Origin of the sequence: Rhizobacter sp., assembly GCF_035702065.1 — a bacterium.
GTDB lineage: Bacteria > Pseudomonadota > Gammaproteobacteria > Burkholderiales > Burkholderiaceae_C > Rhizobacter.
In genome coordinates this window covers 1-16,522 of the sequence record NZ_DASSRA010000437.1, presented here as the reverse complement: position 1 = coordinate 16,522, position 16,522 = coordinate 1, and the positions used below count along the sequence as shown (strand labels likewise).

Here is a 16,522-nt window from a genome sequence, read left to right as displayed (position 1 = left end):
ACAAGAATCTGGCGCCGACCTCTGCCTGAACGATGTCGCTGCTAAGCACAACTCCACCGTTCCGCAGGATCGCAACCTCATCTTCAAGCCCTTCCGGAAGTGCGGCCCGGATCGACGTCATTGACGATATAGCGAACCATCAGTGCGTTCAGATTCATGGCGCGAGCCCCCTTCCTGCAGAGTTCAGCGGGATCAGGCTGTGCAGCAAATCTCGTTCCCGCTACCGGGCGAGAAGCACCTGACTGCAGATCTCCGCGCTTGAACTGGCACGCCCCAAGATCAGCGCGACGACTCCGGCGATGCGGGGCATGCCGCGTCCTCACCCTGCCGCCCGTTGCAGAACCTGGCCCTGCAACTGCCCAGCGCATCGCCCGTGAGTTGCCCGCAGCGTCTCTCGAACGCAGGGCTGCTCGGAGCGCCCGTGCCGCGCAGATGCGGGAGCATCGCCGCCAGCAGCTCGGCGTCGGTGTCTGATTGCCTGGCAACCTTGCCAGCCGGTTTGGCCGGGCTGTGCGTCGCCGCAGCGGTGCGGGTCGGCTTGGTACTCTGGCTGGTCACCTTCTCTTCGTTCCTGCCAGGCACCGCCTCCGGGCGATCCAGCGCCTGCTGGATGGTGTTGGTGCTGACGGCCTCGTTGATCGGTCGATTCGCCGCGGGAAGTGCCGCCGACTCAATCGGTGCAGGCACGGTTTCGATTGCAGCAACGCCTTGAACGGCGGCCTGCGACGCCGGCGGCATTGCGGACTCGACAGGCCGCAGCAAAGCCGACGGTCCTGTTGCGGCAACCGCCGTCGAATGCGAGGGACTTGCCGCACGTGCGGCGCTGAACTTCACGCCCAGGTAGACCGCGGCAGCGATCAATGACAGTCCCGCCATCAGCAGCACGCGCCTGATGGCCAGCCGGTCACTTGCTCCAGGCATGCGTGCCTGCCCACCATCAATGGTGGCTAAGATGCTCGGCCCGAAGTCGGCATGCCCCTTGACTCGACCGCTGCCCTGCTTGGCAGCGGGCGCACTGAACAATTGAGGCCGGGCTGCGCGGGGCGGGACGGGAGCTTGTGGCTGGTTCATGAGCACGGGGTTCGAACGCCGCCACATGGCCGGCAAAGCGCGCGGATGCGCGAGCAGCCGGCGATTCTAGAGACGCCCTTCGGGGCAGCAACGCCCTCTTGGGGGACGTTGCAAAGCTTGCTTACAAGATGATGTGGATTGCCGTTGTGGCGTACTTCGTGCTGGCCTGCGGACTGTCGGCACTGCTGCTGTTCCCGTCGCTGCGCGAGCGGATCGCTCGGCGCATCGCGCGCAGTTCGCAGGGGCTGAGCAACGCGCAGCACCACACCCGCCGCAAGGCGACACGGCACGCGCAGCAGGGTCTCGCGCAAGCCAGCCAAGCCATGAGCGACGGCACCCGCTGGCTGCTGCGGCACTGGGTGGGGACAGGCGTGGTGATGGCGTTGCTGATCGCACCACCGCTGGCGGTGCTCTCCGTGCGTGGCTGGCACAGGCTGGACGCCTTCGACGACAGCACCGCCTGGACCAGCGACAACGGCGTCATCACAGCCTTGCTCCAGGGTGAGCAACTGGTCCCGCCGCCGCCATTGCCGCCGGAGGTGTTCACCACCGCCGAGGTGGAGAGCGTGCGCCCCCAACTTGGCAGCGCAGACCGCCGCTGGGACGCACTCGACGCCGACTTCCGCCAGCGCCTGCTGCTGGCCCACCGCCTGATGCGTGACGAGCACGGCTACGACATGGTGTTGATCGAAGGCTACCGAAGCCCCGAGCGGCAGACCGCGTTGGCAAGCCTCGGAGCGCATGTGACCAACGCGGCCGCATGGCAGAGCTACCACCAGCATGGCCTGGCCGCAGACAGTGCGTTCATGCGCGATGGCAAGCTCGTCATCAGCGAGCGCGACGCGTGGGCTGCCAAGGGTTACGAGTTGTATGGAGTGGTTGCGCAACGTGTCGGCCTGACCTGGGGCGGACGCTGGCAGAACGCGGATCTGGGCCATGTGGAGTTGCGAAAGACCATCACGCCTCGCCCGAAAGCGGGGGGCTGAAACCGCAGGCTCTGCCCTTAGACTCGGCCGCTCTGTTTCATACGGCACGTCAGCCGAGAATATTCACATAGGGAGTGGATGAAATGGGACGTCCTTTCATCGTGCTGGGCGACAAGACCGACCACGGCGGCGAAGTGATCCAGGCCTCGGGGGTGACCGACACGCACGGCAAAGGCATTGCACGCATCGGCGACAAGGTCAGCTGCCCCAAGAAGGGCCACGGTGGCACCACCACCATCGTCTCCGGTGACCCCACGATGGTCATCGACGGGCAGGCCGCTGCACGGCATGGCGACAAGACCGCCTGCGGCGCCACCCTCATCTCCTCGCAGTCGGTCAGCACCGACGCCTGCTAGGCGCCTCTCGCGCTCCACCGGCGCCACCGCGCGTCACCCCGTCTCGCCCGTTGATGGCGCGCTTCGCGCCTGCTGTACGAACCCATGGCCAAAGTCTGGAAGCTCCTCGCGCTGCTGCTGGTGATCACCGCGCTCGTGTGGCTGGCCACGATGTGGCGCTGGCAGTCGGCCCACGTCGACCCGGGTACGCGCGACATCGTTGTCACGCTCGTCGTGCTTCCCATCGCACTCACGCTGATGCTGGCCGGCGTGATCTGGTCGATCGGTCGCCTGCGCACCTACGCCGTGGCGCCGGCTACACCCGCAACGGTGGCGCCCCCCCAAGCGTCGACTCCGGCCCTGGCCGAGCGCCCGCAGGCACCTCGCTTCCGGGTCTTGTCGAGCGCCGTTCACCTGCGCACAGACCGTGAATGGAGCAACGCACAGTCCAGCATCGCCAAGGGCGAGTGCAGGCCTGAACTCGACGAGCAGCTCAAGGACGACGACGGCATTGCCGTCTTCACCGCGCCCGTGCCCGACCTGTCCACCCATGCGCTGCGCGATGCGATGGACGAGCTCCAGGCCCGCCTCGCGCAGGATCGACCTGAGATCTGGGCGAACCACGAGTCCGCACCCGAGGTGTTGCGCGCGCTGGCCTCGCTGGAGATGGCGGCCAGTTCCATGCGCGACGCGCTGGAGGCGCAATGGCCCGCGCTGAGCGCGCCCCTGCCTTCTTCACGCAGCAAACCCTCCGCACCCACACTCCCACCCACCGTGTCGATCCGCGTGGCGATTCCGGCGCGGTGGCCTGCACAAACGCAGCAGCTGGCCAGCGCATGGATCGAGCAGTTGCTCGACCCCTTCATCGACAGCGGGCTCAAGGCCGCCGGGCAATCACGCGCGATGGCCCACAGCATGCGCCTGGCGGTGCAATTGCACCTGCACCCCGTGGACGACGCCGAGGCCTTCTGGGCGGTGCTCGATCAGCAGCTGATGCAGTGGCAGCGAGACCAGGAAGCCGGCCTGCTCTGGGCGATGGCCGCCGACAGCCTGGTCGGCGAGAACGACGCCGCCGCCATGGCCGCGGCGCAGGAGCTCTTCTCCGGCAGCAACCAGCGCGGGCGCGTGCCGGGCGAAGGGGCCGCTGGCCTGCTGCTGTCGTCCAGCGCATGGCCGGCATTGCCTGATGCCGAGGCGCCGCAGGCCCAGCTGCACCGCGCCAACCTGCTGCGCCGCGACAAGTCGGCCGATGCCTCCGGCCGCGTGAGCCCGCAGACCCTGCTGCAAAGCGCGGAAGACGCACTGCGGGCCAGCGGCTGGCAGGCGGTGCAAGTCCAGCACATCACCAGCGACACCGACCACCGCGCCTCGCGCACCGGCGAAGTCTTCGAGACGCTGCAAACGCTGTTGCCTCACCTCGACCCCGGTGAACACGCACTGCGGCTCGGGGTGGGCTGCGGCGACCTCGGCGTGGCCCGCCTTCTCGCCTGCCTGGCACTCACGGCCGGCCAGGTGAGCAGGTCGCAGCAGCCCGCGCTGGTGCTCGGCGCCTTCCCGGCCTTCGAGCGTTTCGCCGCGCTGCTGACACCCGCCACTGCACCACCCGAGCCAGCTGCTGCACAGGCCGCCTGACAGATACCCAACGGACCCCACTCCCATGCAAAGACTCTGGCAGTTCCTCCTGGACGCACGCACGCTGGCCGTGATCGGCCTGCTGGCCCTGGCGGCCCTGCTTTTCATGAGCGCCGATGCGCTCAAGGTGGGCGCCGTCTGGGTGCTTCTGTTGCTGCTGACGCTGGCGACCGTCTGGTTCGTCCTGTGGGCGCTGCGCCGCCACCGCGCGCGCAAAGCGGGCCAGCAACTGGAGGCCGCCTTGGACGCCGAAGCGGAGCGCGCCATCAAGACCGCTCCCAACCGCGAGGGCCGCGCCGAGATGATGGCCGTGCGCTCGCGCATGCAGGAGGCCGTCAAGACCATCAAGACCTCCAAGCTCGGCCAGACCTCGGGCTCGGCGGCTCTCTACGAGCTTCCCTGGTACGCGGTGATCGGCAACCCGGCTGCAGGCAAGAGCACGGCCGTCGTGCGCTCGGGCCTGAACTTCCCCTTCTTCGACAAGAACACGTCGGACAAGACCTCTTCGGTGATCCAGGGCATCGGCGGCACGCGCAACTGCGACTGGTTCTTCACCACCGAGGGCATCCTGCTCGATACCGCCGGGCGCTATTCGGTGCACGAAGAAGACCGCGCGGAATGGCTGGGCTTCCTCTCGCTGCTCAAGCGCAACCGGCCCAAGGCGCCGCTCAACGGCGTGATCATCGCGGCCAGCCTGGCCGAGCTGGCCAACAACCGGCCCGAGTTCGCCATCACCCTGGCCAAGCAGTTGCGCCAGCGCGTGCAGGAACTCACCGAGAAGCTGGAAGTCTTCGCGCCGGTCTACGTGGTCTTTACCAAGACCGACCTCATCTCGGGCTTTGCCGAGTTCTTCGAAGACCGCGACCGCGACGAGCGCGAACGTGTGTGGGGCGCCACCCTGCCCTACGACCCGGCCGCCAAGAGCGACGTCGTGGCCAGCTTCGAGCGCCACTTCGACGAGCTGAACGACGGGCTCAAGGAAGCCTCGATCGTGCGCATGTCCATGCACCGCGGCGAGAAGCTGCCGCCAGGGGTGCTGACCTTCCCGCTCGAGTTCAACGCGCTGAAGGCACCGCTGCGCACCTTCATCACCACGCTGTTCGAGGACAACCCGTACCAGTTCCGTCCCGTCTTCCGCGGCTTCTACTTCACGAGCGCGGTGCAAGAGGGCCAGTCCACCGGCCGCGCCAGCCAGCGCGTGGCCGAGCGCTTTGCGCTCACGCCAGCGGCCGGGTCGACGCCCACCGCCGCGGTGGTCGCGCAGAACGGCTTCTTCCTGCGCGACCTGTTCTCCAAGGTGATCTTCGCCGACCGCAACCTGGTGCAGCAGTACACCAGCCGCAGCAAGCTGCGCTGGCGCTATGCCGCGTTCTTCGGCGGTGCGCTGCTGCTGGGTGCCATGCTGGCCGGGTGGACCTGGTCGTACGTGGGCAACCGCCAGCTGGTGGCCAACGTGCAGGCAGACCTCAACAAGGCCATCAAGCTGCAAGAGGGCCGCATCGACCTGCAGTCGCGCCTCGAAGCGCTGGAGATCGTGCAAGACCGCGTGGAGCAGCTGCAGCGCTACCGCGACGAGCGCCCCTGGTCGCTCACGCTCGGTCTCTACCAGGGCGATGCCGTCGAGCAGAGGCTGCGGGCCACCTACCTCGCCGGCCTGCAGGAGGTGATGCTCAAGCCCACCGCCGCTGCCATAGCAAGCTACCTGAGCGAGGTGAATGCCAATGCCGCCCAGCTGCAGCCGCTGCTGCGCACGGCCGACGGCAGCGCGCCGCCGCGATCGGGCAGCAGCGCCAACCTCGATCCGCAGGGCGCGCTGGGTGTCTATTCGGCGGCGTCGACCAGCAACGTCTCCGACGCCTACAACGCGCTCAAGACCTACGTCATGCTCGGCGACCACAGCCGCATCGAGGCAGGCCACCTCGGTGACCAGCTCACGCGCTTCTGGCGCGGCTGGCTGGAGGCCAACCGCGGTTCCATGCCGCGCGAGCAGCTGATCCGCTCGGCCGAGCGCATCCTGTCGTTCGCGCTCACGCAGGTGTCGGCCCCCGACTTCCCCGTCGCGCAGACCAACCTCGCCCTGCTCGACACCACGCGCGAGAACCTGCGCCGCGTCGTCAAGGGCATGCCGGCGCGCGAACGCGTGTATGCCGAGATCAAGGCGCGCGCCGCCACGCGCTACCCGCCGATGACGGTGGCGCGGCTGGTGGAAGAAGCCGACAAGGACATCGTGGCCGGCAGCTACGCCATCTCGGGCGCCTTCACCCGCGAAGCCTGGGACGGCTTCATCGACGACGCCTTCAAGGACGCCTCCACCAAGGAGAGCAAGGCCGACGACTGGGTGCTCAAGACCGCCACGCAGGACGACCTCACGCTCGAAGGCAGCCCCGAGCAGATCCGCAAGGCGCTGGTGCAGCTCTACAAGGCCGAGTACGTGCAGGAGTGGCAGAAGTTCATGCAGGGCGTGAGCGTCAAGGAGTTCGGCAGCTTCGAGCAGGCCGTCTCTCGCATGAACCGCCTGGGCGACCCCGCGGCCTCGCCGGTGGGCAAGCTGATCCAGACGCTGTACGACCAAACCTCCTGGGACAACCCCGGCGTGCTCAACGAGAAGCTGGCCAAGGGACAGAAGGGCTTCATCGACTGGTTCAAGCAGTCCATCCTGCGCATGTCGCCCGGCCCGGTCGAGATGAAGATCGACCTAGCCACCGGCCAGGCCGCCATCCCCATGGGCCCCATCGGCAAGGAGTTTGCGGGGCTCACGCGTCTGGTGGTCAGCCGCGACAGCAACCCCACGCTGCTGCGCAGCTACCTGCTCTCGCTCTCCAAGATCCGCACGCGCTTCAACCAGATCAAGAACCAGGGCGACCATGGGCCCGCCAGCCGCCAGCTGATGCAGCAGACGCTGGAAGGCGGCTCCGAGCTGAGCGAGGCGCTCAAGCTCGTCGAGGAGCAGATGCTCAACGGCCAGACCGATGCCGCCCGCGCCACGCTGCGGCCGCTGCTGGTGCGCCCGCTGATCCAGTCCTACGCGGTCATCGTGCCGGCGGCCGAGACCGAGATCAACCGCGTGTGGGTGGCCCAGGTCCACGAGCCCTTCCAGCGCACGCTGGCCGGCAAGTACCCGTTCGACAAGGCCTCGCGGCTGGAGGCCAGCGCGGGCGAGATGGCCAAGATGTTCGGCCCCGAAGGCGGCGTCGCCAAGTTCAGCGCCGAGGCGCTCGGCTCGCTGGTCGTGCGCCGGGGCGACACCATCACGCCGCGCACCTGGGCCGACATCGGCCTGCACTTGCGGCCCGAGTTCGCCAGCGGCTTCCCGGCCTGGGTGGCGCCCATCGGCGGCCAGGCTGCGGCGGGTGGCGGTGGTGCCGCTGGCAACGGCGGGGCCGGTGGAGATCAGCAGACCCACTTCCAGATGCTGCCCACGCCGGTGCCCGGCCTGTCGGAATACACCATCGAGGTCGATGGCCAGCAGCTGCGCTACCGCAACGCCATGGCCAACTGGACCAACTTCGTCTGGCCCGGCCAGGGCGCGCCCGGCGTGCGCATCAGCGGCATCACCACCGATGGCCGGCCGGTCGAGTTCCTCAGCGAGCCCGGCGGCTACGGTTTGGAGAAGATGATCAACAAGGCCAAGCGGCGCAAGCTCGACACCGGCGCCTTCGAGCTCACCTGGGCCAACGGGCCGCTGGCCGTCACCGTGCAGCTGCGGCTGATCTCCAGCCCCGCCGTGGGTTCGCCCACTGCGCCCGGATCGCCCGATACGCCCAGTGCCTCGGGCGGACTGAAGGGCGTGCAGCTGCCGGCGCAGGTGGTGGGCGTGCTGGCGGCGACACCGGCCCTCGGTGCGAGCGGAGCCCGGCCATGACGGCGACCGCGCAAGCGCTCTACTTCGGCAAACTGCCTTCGCGCGGCGACTTCGTGCGCAGCTCGGCGGGCTCGGCGCTGATCCGCAGCATCGACGAGTGGATGTCGCAGACCATGGAGCTGCTGGCCGAAGAAGCGCGCTGGAAGATCGTCTATGACGCCGCTGCACCGGTGCACTTCGCCATCCTCGGAGCGCAACGCCGCGCGGGCCTGATCGGCCACATGGCGGCCAGCCAGGATGCCTCGGGCCGCCGCTTCCCCTTCGTGATGGCAGCCTCGTTCGAGGTGGCCGACCCGATCGCCTTCCTGCCCTACAGCCCGCAGGCGCTGAGCCCGCTGTGGGGTCGGCTCGACGCGCAGGTGCGTCAGGCACTGCAAGCCGACGACTTTGCACAGGTGCAAGACCAGCTCAGCCTGCAGGATGTGGAACTGGAACAGCGCAACGAGGTGCTGCGCGAAAGCTACAAGAACTTCGCCCAGCTCTTCACGCTGGAGCGCCTGGAGTCCGCCGTCTCACCCCCGGGCCAAGCCATCTCGTTCCGGCAAACCGTGTTGGCGCTGGGCATGCTGCTGCAGCCGGTTCTCACGCAGGGGCACGGCGAGTTGAGCAAGGGCCTGCTGCTGCCGTTGCCGCGCGACCCACTGCACCTGCCGCACGTGCTTACGCTGTGGGTCGACCTCGTCGCGCGCTTCTTCAAACGCACCCCGGCCGAGACGGCCATCCTGGTCACCCTGCACGGCGAGCAGCCGGTGCTGGTGCTGGGCTTCCACGGCGCCTCGCCCGCCACGCTGCGCTCGGTGATCGACCCCGAGGCCTGCCGGGCCGACAACGTGGCCATCACCGAAGCCGAATGGGTCGAAGACTGGATCGGCACCGACTACGGCCTGCGCAAGCTCTCCAACCACCTGCGCGACCCGTCGCTGTCGGTCGCTGCCGCGGTCGACATGTTCCGCGAAACCTTTCTGGGGGAATGATGAAGCCGCTCGCGACCGCTCTGCTGTTCCTGGCTGGCCTGCCGGCCTTCGCGCAAGTCGCCGCCGGCACCGCCCCCAACCAGGTGGTGGTGGCCGGCACCGTGCCCGACGAGGCCACGCGCAATGCCATCCTGACCCGCGTGCGCGAGGTCTACGGTGCCGAGCGCGTGGTCGACCAACTGGGCGTGGGCGCTGTCGTCGCGCCGCCCAACTGGAGCGGCTATGTGCAGAAGATCGTGTCCCCGCAGCTCAAGCAGGTCTCTCGCGGGCAGCTGGCCATCAACGGCAACAACATCGAGTTGAAGGGCGAGGTCGCCAACGAAGCGCAGCGCCAGCAGGTGGCCGCCGACATGGCCACCGCGCTCAACCCCACCTACGCCGTGCGCAACGCGCTGCGCGTGGCTGTGCAGGAGCAGGCCGTGCTCGACGCCACGCTGGGCAACCGCATCATCGAGTTCGAAGCCGGCAGCAGCCTGCTGCGGCCGACCGGCCAGGCCATCCTCGACGAGATGGCGGCCACGCTGCAGAAGATGGGCGGCAAGCACGTCGAGGTCATCGGCCACACCGATGCCGTCGGCTCGCGTGAAGCGAACATCGTGCTCTCGCTGGCGCGCGCCGATGCGGTGCGCAGCTATCTGGCCGGGAAAGGCGTACCGCCCTCGCTGATCAGCACATCCGGCTCCGGGCCGGACCGGCCGGTGGCCGGCAACGACACGCCCGAAGGGCGCGCGCGCAACCGGCGCATCGAGTTCCGGCTCGGACAGTAGGCGCCGCGGCAGTCAGCCTGCCGCGCCTTCGCGGAGGATCAACCCGCCGCGCCTTCGCGCGGGGGCTCCAGGCCCAGCAGCTCTTCCAGATGCGACAGCGCCGGGCCGTCCTTGATGACCGAGCGCAGCCACAGGTGCAAGGGCATGTCGCCCCAGTGCACCGCCTTGTCGGCCAGGTAGGCCACCGGGCTGTGCGGCTCGGTGGCACGGAAGAAGGCAGCCACCTCGCGCAGCTGCGCCAGCGCCTGTTCACGCGTGCGCAGCGGGCCGCCCACCGGCCGGGCCGTCGAGGCATCGGCGGCACCGACGGATGCGGCCGCCGTTTCAGATGCCGGCGTGCCCGCCAGCGCCCCCACCTCGCGCGCCAGGCGCTGCACTTCATGCAGGGCCGCCCCCAGCGCCTCGCGAGCCGGCACGAAGCTCGGTCCCTCGGCACCCAGCTTGGCGTCGATCACACCCTGCCATGCAGCCAGGGCCTCCTGGCTGGCCTGCAGGCTGGCCACGGTGTGGCGCAGGTCGTCCTTGGGGGTCTCGCGCAGTGCGCGGTTGAACTTGTCGAGCGTCACGGCATCGGCCGGTTGCTGCGCGGCCTTCTCGGGTGAGCGCTCGAGCAGGGTCTGCAGCGAGCGAGCCTGCTGCATCTGCTGCAGCGAGAACGCGCCGGCGCGGCCCTTCGCCACGGGCGCCGCGGTGGCCAGCGAGACGATGCGGCCGAGGAACCAGCCGATGTTGCCCACGCGCTGTTCCATGTCGCCGCCTTCGGCTTCGGGGTAGAGGCCGTCCCAGTACTGCTCGCACAGGCGCGCACAAAGGGTGAGGCCTTGCTGGAGGCCCGCATAACCGTCGATCAGAGTGGCGGCTTCGGCCCACCACATGGCCAGGCGCAGATCCTTGGAGCGCGCTGCCAGCAGCTCGGCGCTGTGGCTGCGTGCAGAAGCCCAGTCAGCCGTCTTGAGGGGGGTGACCCACTCACCCTGGTCGAGCGTGGGGTCGTCCTGGCGGCGCATCTCGGCAATGGCGTCGAACTCGCTGGAGAAGGACAGGTCTTCGCCGCAGGGGGCCGACTCGGAGATGGGCGTCAGGAGAACATCGAGATTCATCGGGGCAGTTTAGCGGCGCACCCCTCGCGCACAGCCCCCGCCGATGGGGGCCAGTTGTCAGTGAATGCAAGTCAGCGCGCCAGCCCGGCCCGCAGGGCGTCGATGCGCGCCCGGTGCGGGAGCACTCCGCCCGCCAGTTTGGAGTCGAGCGCGTGCAACTCCATCTCGCAGCCCGCCGTGTCGCCATCGCGCAGCAGGCATTCGGCCAGGCGCATCCGCGCCTCGGCTTCACCCACGGGCGAGCTCAGTTCGAGCCAGTGGCGCACGGCCTGGCGCAGCTTCTGCGCTGCCAGCTTGAACTCGCCGTCGTGGAAGGCGAGCTCGGCCTCGGCGCTGCAGTGCATGGCCTTGAGCGCATCGGTGGGCAGCATCTGCGGATCGGTGGCCAGGGTGCGCAGGGCCAGGCGCGCGCGCTCCGCGTCGCCGGCCAGGACCGCGGCATGCACCAGCAGGCACAGCAGCTGGCCGCGGCGCTCGCGCAAGGTCCAGTCGGTCTCTTCCAGAGCACGTTCGAGTTCGCGCCGCGCGAGCTCGGCGCGTCCGGTGAGCAGGTGCAGGCGCGCCAGGCCGGGCTGCGGGTCCCAGCCAAGGGCGTGGGCCTGCCGGAACGAGGCTTCGGCGCCGTCGAAGTCGCCATGGCTGATCTGGATGTCGCCCAGCACGCAGTAGGCATCGCCTTCGGCCCAGGGAGCAGCCCGCGCCAGCAGCGAAGCGGCGGCGCGCACCTCGGAGGCAGCGCGCTCCAGTTCACCCTGCACACCCAGCACGGCGGCGCGGTGGAGCTGGCAGGTGCCCGGGAACGCAGGCATCTGGCTGGCGCGGCTCCATTCGACGAAGGCTTCGGCGAACTGCGCGGCGCGCAGCCAGTCGCACCGGTGGCGCGCGGCGTAGAGGATGGAGCACAGCGCCCAACCCGCCACCCACGAACGCACCCCACCCAGCCGGATGACGGCCGCCGCCTCTTCGTGCTGCGCCAGGCCGGCAGCCACCTCGCCCTGCGCCATGAGGGCATGGCCCCGGTACACCAGGCCCAGGCATTCGACGTCAGGATCGCGCAGGCTGCGCCCGAGGGTGCAGGCTTCATCGGCCATGGCCAGGGCCTCGCCGGCGTCACCATTGCCGATGGCCATGCGGCTGGCCATCCACGCGAAGTGGCCTCGCTCGGTGCTGTCGGCCCGCCCTTCGAGGTAGCGCGAGGCGCGCTGCAAGAGGCCGCGTGCCAGCACGCCCTGCTTGTGGTCGATGCGGATCTGTACCAACAGCAGCGTGGCCCGCGCCGCGGCGAGCACGTCGCCGGCTGCATCGCTTTGCGCGACCGCGCGCTCCAGTGCCGCCACGACGCTCGGGCCGAGGCCGGCGCAGATGGCCGCGCGGCCCCACTGCTCGACTTCATCCGGCGCCAAGGCAGCGCGCGCATCGGCTGCCGCATAGGCCTCGCACGCGGCCACCCAGTCGCGGCGATCGGTGGCGGCGAGCGCCTCGTCCAGGCCGCAGGCCGGTGCAACCACGCCATCGCCCGAGCCGGGCTCGATGGCGTCGTCCAGACAGAAGCGGTAGCCGTGCCGCGGATAGGTGCGCACCGCCTCGCCCAGGCCCACCTCGGCCAGTGCGGCGCGCGCGAGGCTCACCACGCGCTGCAAGGCGTTGTCGACCACCACGGTGCCCGGCCACAAGGCATCGAGCAGTTCATCCTTCGGCACCACGCGTTCGCGGTGACGCACCAGGTAGCACAGCACGTCGAAGACGCGTGGCTGCAGCTTGATTTCCCGCCCATGCGCGAACAGCGAGCGTCGCGCCTCGTCGAGCTCGCAGGGGCCAAAACGGAAGGTCGTCGCGTTCGTCACAAGCACCATTGCCGAGGCAGCTGCCGGAGTGGGCGAATTGTGCCGCAGCGGGTAGAGCACAGCGCTCACGGTGCATCGCTCCGCGCACCCGGCAAGGCCTGCCACAGCCCGAGCAGTGCGCCGACCGCGTCTTCGACCAATGCGATGCGCGCCGTGCCCCGCACGTCGAACGGCGCCACGACGACGCGGCCGCCGGCCTCCACCACCTGCCGCGCCGAGATGTCGGCGCTGCCCACACCCAGGTAGGGCGTCCAGTGCGAGGGCACGCCGAGCTCCAACTGGGCCTGCCGCAAGGGGTAGAGCGAGGCCACGTCGCGCTCGCCGGCACGGCACAGCGTGAACCGGCCGCCGTTGGCATGGCGGTCATGGAAGGTCCAGCCAAAGGCCTGGGCGTAGAAGCGCCGGGCCAGCGCGGCATCGCTCGCAGCGAGATCGAGCCAGCAGAACTCGGCGGGCCGCCGGGGCAGCAACGCACTCACCTGGGCAGCCTCGGTTTCATGGCCAACACTCTGGAAGGAGAGACGATGAAGACGGGCCGCCTGCTGCAGGCGCAGACGGGCGGCCCGCGGCAGTGAGCTCAGATGGCGGTCATCGGTTCGATGATGGTGCGCACCTCGGTCACCTTGTTGGCGGGGAAGCCGCTCAACTTGGCATGCTCCTGCACGGTGGCCTCGCTCTCGGCCAGGTAGATGCAGAAGGTCTGGTCATCGACCACGTAGGAATGCACCCACTGCACCTTGCCCGCCAGCTTGGCGAGCGCGGCATTGGAGGTCGCCGAAGCGTCCTTCAGCTGCTGCGACGTCATGCGGCCGACTGCGGGGATGTTGCGTTCGATCAGATAGCGTTTCATGGTGTGTTGCCTTGAAGAAGCCCGCAGCGGGGATGAAGAACCTCGTGGTCGTGCTGCGGGGGTGTTGCGACCGTTCGGTTGTGGCGTTGAAGCCATGGGGAGATCGTAGGAAGCGAGGGCGTTGGCGTCCTCTGCGGCGGCTGATCGTTTCCTGATCAGTTGCACGAGACGCTGGGGTTCCAGTCGTTGAAGAGGCCGTTGGGGTTGTGCTCCCACAGCCACACGTGCAGCTCGTACAAGGGCATGCTGGTGCCGTAGCGGTTGGGCGTGCGCACCAGGTGGAAGGGGTGGCCAAAGAGCACCGGCGGCTGCGGGTGCAGTGCGTCCCACACCGGCGCGAAGACCACGTACTCCAGCGCCACCAGCTCGTGCTTGCCGTGCTGGTTCTTGCGGTAGACCAGCATCTCCGGGCGCAGCGGGTCGAGCTTGGCGTCCAGCAGCGACGCGTTCAGGTAGTGGATGCCCATGCCGCCCTGGCCAGGCTGGGCGACGCAGTCGCCTTCCAGGTCGGGGAACTTGACGTAGTTGGCGGCGAGCGCCGCGTTGATCTCATTGAACGGCGCGGTGGCCTTGCGCACGTCGGCGAGCAGCTTGTGCAGGTTGAAGTCGCTTGCCGGCACGTCGCCGTGGGCCTGGGCCGTTTCGCCGCCTGCCAGGGTGGCGGCTGCAAGCGTGAGTTGAACCAGTGCGGTTTTGAGGATGGAAGTAGCCATGGTGGTCAGTCCTTTGAAAGGTTGAAGTGAAGTGAAGTGAAGGGCTCAGGCCGGCGCGACCTTGGGTGCCGCGGGCTGCCCCCGCTGGGGCTCCAGGAAAACGATGCGGCCCATGACAGGCCGGATCTCGTCGGCGGGCACGCCAGCGCGTTGCGCGTGCTCGCCCAATGCAGCCGGGTCGATGGCCTGGTACAGGCACACCGAGCCCAGGCTGCCGTCGTCCTCTCGGACGGCGTAGCTGCGCAGCCAGCTCACCTGGCGCACCATGTCTTCGTCGCCCACGCGGCGCGAGCTGGCGTATGCGCGTTCGAGGTCCGCCGTCGACGCCCAGGCCTTGCGGCGGCGTACCAGGTGAACCAGCGCCGGTGCGAAGGCGCGCACGATCTCCTGGCCCGCCACCGGCAGGATCTCCCGCGCCGGCAGGCGGCAGCGCCGCGCGTGCTCGACCAGCGTGGCCGCGCCCTCGGCCTGGAACACACAGGCCAGGCCGAAACGGCCATCGGGTTCGAGCAAGACGTAGGAGTGCAGCCACTGCGCGTGCAAGGCATGCGGCGTCTCTTCAAAGGAGCGCAGCCGCATCAGGGCTGCGTCGAGTTCGGCCGCGTCGGCAGCGATGCCGGCGCGTCGAACGAGGTAGGTGTGCATCGTGAAAGCCTCGGGCCCACAGGGCGTGCATCACCGAGGCACGTGTGGGCGCCGTCGCCTCGGAGCGGGGTTCGTACCGTTGCGCACGGTGTGCCGAACCCATGGCTTTCAGCGTAGGCAGAGGGGGCACCGCTGTCCTTGGCGGGCGCTGATCGTTTGCTGATGCTTGAGGCGACGCTGAATCAGCAAACCATCAGCCGCGCCGCAGGACTTGGCTTCACGCGCTGCCTAGGCTTGACGCCACCCTCTTCTCTTCAAGGACAGCCCTCATGAACAACCTCTCTGCCACCCCCAGCCTCCTGCGCGCCACACGCGCCACCCTGCAGCCCACCGCCGCTGCCTGCGGCATGCTCAACGACAAGGTGATCCTCGTCACCGGCGGCAGCTCGGGCATCGGCCGCGCCACGGCCGAGGTGCTGGCGCGCGAAGGCGCCCGCGTGGTCATCGGTGACGTGGATGAAGCCGGCGGCACAGCCGTGGCACAGCGCATCCGCCAAGCCGGCGGCGAGGCCCGCTTCGAGACCATGGACGTGTGCAATGCCGTGCAGGTGGCTGCCACGCTGCAGCAGGTGATCGCGCGCCACGGCCGAATCGACGGCGCCTTCAACAACGCCGGTGTGCTCGACGGCACCTTCCTCGCGTCGGCCGACCAACCCGAACCCCTGTGGGACCGCGTGATCGACGTCAACCTCAAGGGCACCTGGCTGTGCATGAAGCACGAGATCCCGTTGATGCTGGCGCGCGGCGGTGGCGTGATCGTCAACCATGCCTCGGTGGCGGGGCTGTTCGCCAACCGCATCGTGGGCGCGGCGTACATCGCCAGCAAGCACGGCGTGGTGGGCCTCACGCGCGCTGCGGCATTGGAGTACGCAAGCCAGGGCTTGCGCATCAACGCGGTATGCCCCGGCATCATCGACGAGACCACCATGAGCGAGGTGATCTTCGGCAACGACCAGGAGCGCGAGGCCCAGATCAAGGCGCTGTACCCGGTGGGCCGTGTGGGCGAACTCGCCGAAGTCGCCGAGGCGGTGGCCTGGCTGTTCTCCGATGCGAGCAGCTTCATCACCGGCCACGCGCTGCCCATCGACGGCGGCTTGCTGGCGTCGTGACCCCGCTCCAGGGCCGGCCAAACCGCCCGGCTCCTAGAATGGTTCATGCCCTCCCCCACCTCCCAGGCCACGGTGTTGCCGCATGACATCCACGTCATCGACACCGGCTTCCACCGCCCGAACTTCGACGCGGCCTACCTGCTCACCCACCAGGGCCGCGCCGCCTTCATCGACACCGGCACCAGCCACAGCCTGCCGCGCCTGTTGCAGGCGCTGAACGCGGCCGGCCTCGCGGCCGAGGCTGTCGACTGGGTGATCCCCACCCACGTGCACCTCGACCACGCCGGCGGTGCCGGTGCGCTGATGCAGGCCCTGCCCCGCGCGCGCCTGCTGATCCATCCGCGCGGCGAGCGCCACATGGTCGACCCGCGGGCGCTGATTGCCGGCGCGAGCGCGGTCTACGGCGCCGAGGAGGTGCAGCGCTCCTACGGCACGGTGGTGCCGGTGCCGCAAGAGCGTGTCGTGGTCAGCGTGGACGGCATGACGGTGCACGTGGGTGACGTGGGTGGGCGGCCCTTGCAGGTGCTCCACACGCCGGGCCACGCCAAACACCACCACTGCATCTGGGACGCGGCGAGCCGCGGCTTCTTCACCGGCGACACCTTCGGCCTGAGCTACCGCGAGTTCGACACCG

General features: G+C 69.1%; 15 protein-coding genes. 8 read left to right on the top strand and 7 right to left on the bottom strand.

Features of this window, described 5'->3' with window-relative positions; genetic code table 11:
• Positions 1–279: 279 nt before the first annotated feature.
• The gene (locus tag VFL64_RS19280) at positions 280–1,071 is read right to left on the bottom strand and encodes a hypothetical protein (RefSeq protein ID WP_489542004.1); all 792 of its coding nucleotides are present in this window, start codon (positions 1,069–1,071) and stop codon (positions 280–282) included.
• Between the two features lie 128 nt (positions 1,072–1,199).
• Here VFL64_RS19280 and VFL64_RS19275 point away from each other — a divergent pair, with 128 nt between their 5' ends.
• From VFL64_RS19275 to VFL64_RS19250, 6 genes are all read left to right on the top strand, one after another.
• A complete protein-coding gene (locus tag VFL64_RS19275) occupies positions 1,200–2,057 on the top strand; it encodes a M15 family metallopeptidase (RefSeq protein WP_489542003.1) in 858 nt (285 codons plus the stop codon).
• A gap of 83 nt (positions 2,058–2,140) precedes the next feature.
• Complete coding sequence (locus tag VFL64_RS19270) at positions 2,141–2,413, top strand: PAAR domain-containing protein (RefSeq protein WP_489542002.1); 273 nt, start codon at positions 2,141–2,143, stop codon at positions 2,411–2,413.
• 84 nt (positions 2,414–2,497) lie between these two features.
• A complete protein-coding gene (locus VFL64_RS19265) occupies positions 2,498–4,024 on the top strand; it encodes a hypothetical protein (RefSeq protein ID WP_489542001.1) in 1,527 nt (508 codons plus the stop codon).
• 25 nt (positions 4,025–4,049) lie between these two features.
• Positions 4,050–7,886 carry a type VI secretion system membrane subunit TssM gene (gene tssM / locus VFL64_RS19260; protein ID WP_489542000.1) on the top strand — a complete coding sequence of 1,279 codons (3,837 nt, stop codon included), beginning with the start codon at positions 4,050–4,052 and terminating at the stop codon, positions 7,884–7,886.
• Complete coding sequence (gene tagF, locus VFL64_RS19255) at positions 7,883–8,860, top strand: type VI secretion system-associated protein TagF (RefSeq protein ID WP_489541999.1); 978 nt, start codon at positions 7,883–7,885, stop codon at positions 8,858–8,860. The genes tssM and tagF overlap by 4 nt, the downstream gene beginning before the upstream one ends.
• A complete protein-coding gene (locus tag VFL64_RS19250) occupies positions 8,860–9,627 on the top strand; it encodes an OmpA family protein (protein ID WP_489541998.1) in 768 nt (255 codons plus the stop codon). Before tagF ends, VFL64_RS19250 begins: the two co-directional genes overlap by 1 nt.
• A gap of 38 nt (positions 9,628–9,665) precedes the next feature.
• On the opposite strand, the gene tssA is transcribed toward VFL64_RS19250, so the two are convergent.
• The 6 genes from tssA to VFL64_RS19220 all read right to left on the bottom strand — a co-directional run bounded on the left by tssA (position 9,666) and on the right by VFL64_RS19220 (position 14,779).
• On the bottom strand, positions 9,666–10,727 hold the full coding sequence (gene tssA / locus VFL64_RS19245; protein ID WP_489541997.1) for a type VI secretion system protein TssA: 1,062 nt from the start codon (positions 10,725–10,727) through the stop codon (positions 9,666–9,668).
• A gap of 71 nt (positions 10,728–10,798) precedes the next feature.
• Positions 10,799–12,580 (bottom strand): winged helix-turn-helix domain-containing protein, encoded by a 1,782-nt coding sequence (locus tag VFL64_RS19240; RefSeq protein ID WP_489541996.1) that lies wholly within the window; start codon positions 12,578–12,580, stop codon positions 10,799–10,801.
• Positions 12,581–12,636: 56 nt separating this feature from the next.
• On the bottom strand, positions 12,637–13,050 hold the full coding sequence (locus tag VFL64_RS19235; protein WP_489541995.1) for a VOC family protein: 414 nt from the start codon (positions 13,048–13,050) through the stop codon (positions 12,637–12,639).
• A gap of 98 nt (positions 13,051–13,148) precedes the next feature.
• Positions 13,149–13,421 (bottom strand): DUF4242 domain-containing protein, encoded by a 273-nt coding sequence (locus VFL64_RS19230; protein WP_489541994.1) that lies wholly within the window; start codon positions 13,419–13,421, stop codon positions 13,149–13,151.
• A 155-nt stretch (positions 13,422–13,576) separates the two neighbouring features.
• Positions 13,577–14,134 (bottom strand): hypothetical protein, encoded by a 558-nt coding sequence (locus VFL64_RS19225; protein WP_489541993.1) that lies wholly within the window; start codon positions 14,132–14,134, stop codon positions 13,577–13,579.
• A 45-nt stretch (positions 14,135–14,179) separates the two neighbouring features.
• Entirely contained in the window at positions 14,180–14,779 is a 600-nt protein-coding gene (locus tag VFL64_RS19220; RefSeq protein ID WP_489541992.1) for a nickel-binding protein, read from the bottom strand.
• Positions 14,780–15,048: 269 nt separating this feature from the next.
• On the opposite strand from VFL64_RS19220, the gene VFL64_RS19215 reads away from it, so the two are divergent.
• Together VFL64_RS19215 and VFL64_RS19210 are read left to right on the top strand one after the other, a co-directional pair.
• Positions 15,049–15,888, top strand: a complete 840-nt coding sequence (locus tag VFL64_RS19215) for a glucose 1-dehydrogenase (protein WP_489541991.1) — start codon at positions 15,049–15,051, stop codon at positions 15,886–15,888.
• A 45-nt stretch (positions 15,889–15,933) separates the two neighbouring features.
• Positions 15,934–16,522 (top strand): MBL fold metallo-hydrolase (locus VFL64_RS19210; protein WP_489541990.1); only part of this gene is annotated, 589 nt, incomplete at its 3' end.

Bases quoted from the DNA above. Each gene is read 5' to 3' on its own strand.
- VFL64_RS19280 (WP_489542004.1), bottom strand. From the start codon at position 1,071: ATGAACCAGCCACAAGCTCCCGTCCCGCCCCGCGCAGCCCGGCCTCAA.
- VFL64_RS19275 (WP_489542003.1), top strand. From the start codon at position 1,200: ATGATGTGGATTGCCGTTGTGGCGTACTTCGTGCTGGCCTGCGGACTG.
- VFL64_RS19270 (WP_489542002.1), top strand. From the start codon at position 2,141: ATGGGACGTCCTTTCATCGTGCTGGGCGACAAGACCGACCACGGCGGC.
- VFL64_RS19265 (WP_489542001.1), top strand. From the start codon at position 2,498: ATGGCCAAAGTCTGGAAGCTCCTCGCGCTGCTGCTGGTGATCACCGCG.
- tssM (WP_489542000.1), top strand. From the start codon at position 4,050: ATGCAAAGACTCTGGCAGTTCCTCCTGGACGCACGCACGCTGGCCGTG.
- tagF (WP_489541999.1), top strand. From the start codon at position 7,883: ATGACGGCGACCGCGCAAGCGCTCTACTTCGGCAAACTGCCTTCGCGC.
- VFL64_RS19250 (WP_489541998.1), top strand. From the start codon at position 8,860: ATGAAGCCGCTCGCGACCGCTCTGCTGTTCCTGGCTGGCCTGCCGGCC.
- tssA (WP_489541997.1), bottom strand. From the start codon at position 10,727: ATGAATCTCGATGTTCTCCTGACGCCCATCTCCGAGTCGGCCCCCTGC.
- VFL64_RS19240 (WP_489541996.1), bottom strand. From the start codon at position 12,580: ATGGTGCTTGTGACGAACGCGACGACCTTCCGTTTTGGCCCCTGCGAG.
- VFL64_RS19230 (WP_489541994.1), bottom strand. From the start codon at position 13,421: ATGAAACGCTATCTGATCGAACGCAACATCCCCGCAGTCGGCCGCATG.
- VFL64_RS19225 (WP_489541993.1), bottom strand. From the start codon at position 14,134: ATGGCTACTTCCATCCTCAAAACCGCACTGGTTCAACTCACGCTTGCA.
- VFL64_RS19220 (WP_489541992.1), bottom strand. From the start codon at position 14,779: ATGCACACCTACCTCGTTCGACGCGCCGGCATCGCTGCCGACGCGGCC.
- VFL64_RS19215 (WP_489541991.1), top strand. From the start codon at position 15,049: ATGAACAACCTCTCTGCCACCCCCAGCCTCCTGCGCGCCACACGCGCC.